At 53.9% G+C, this 968-nt stretch carries 1 protein-coding gene; it reads right to left on the bottom strand.

The features are described 5' to 3' along the window. The coding region (locus BFP75_RS09860; RefSeq protein ID WP_099545165.1) for an IS256 family transposase at positions 1-968 on the bottom strand (968 nt) is incomplete at both ends.

Here is a 968-nt window from a genome sequence, read left to right as displayed (position 1 = left end):
TCTGTCGGGAAGGAGAGTTTGTTCTTGGTGTACTTCCTGATCTTCCCGTTCAGGTTCTCTATCAGGTTGGTGGTATAGATGATCTTCCTTATTTCCAAGGGGAACTCGAACAACACGGTGAGTTCCTCCCAGTTGTCCCTCCAGCTCTTTATGGCATAGGAATACTTGCCTTCCCATTTGCCGGCAAAGTCCTCCAGGGCGGCCTTGGCGGCATTTTGGTTCGGCGCGTTGTAGATGTGCTTCATATCGCCCGTAAAGGCCTTCTTGTCCTTCCATACCACGTAGCGGCAGGCATTGCGTATCTGGTGTACCACACATATCTGGGTCTTGGACTCCGGGAAGACGTTCTTGATCGTATCGGTAAAGCCGTTAAGGTTGTCCGTGGCGGTTATCAATATGTCCTCGGTGCCACGGGCCCTGATATCGGTGAGTACGGACATCCAGAAGGCCGAGGACTCGTTCTTGCCCAGCCATAGGCCGAGCACCTCCTTCTTGCCGTCCCTACGAAGTCCCACCGCAATATAAACGGTCTTGTTGATGACCTTGGAGCCCTCCCTGACCTTGAAGACGATCCCGTCCATCCATACGATCAGGTATACCGGTTCCAAGGGGCGGTTCTGCCAGGCGGTGATGTCCTCCGCTACTTTCTCGGTGATCCTTGATATGGTGGACGTGGAAATATCAAAGTTATAGACTTCCCTTATCTGCTCCTCGATATCGCTGTTGCTCATCCCCTTGGCGTAGAGGGATACGATGACATTTTCGATGCCGTCCACCATGTTGCCCCGCTTGGGTACGATCATGGGGTTAAAGGACGCGTCCCTGTCCCTGGGCACGGCGATCTCGGACTCACCGAAGGAGGTCCTCACTTTCTTTTTGGAGTGGCCGTTGCGCGAGTTGCCGTCCTTGGAGCGTTGGTGCCTTTCATAATCCAGATGGCCGTCCAGCTCGCCTTCGAGCATCTTCTC

The organism is Maribacter sp. 4G9, assembly GCF_002742265.1.
Lineage (GTDB): Bacteria > Bacteroidota > Bacteroidia > Flavobacteriales > Flavobacteriaceae > Maribacter.
The sequence above is the reverse complement of the archived record's forward strand: the minus strand, read 5'-3'. Positions and strand labels throughout refer to the sequence as shown.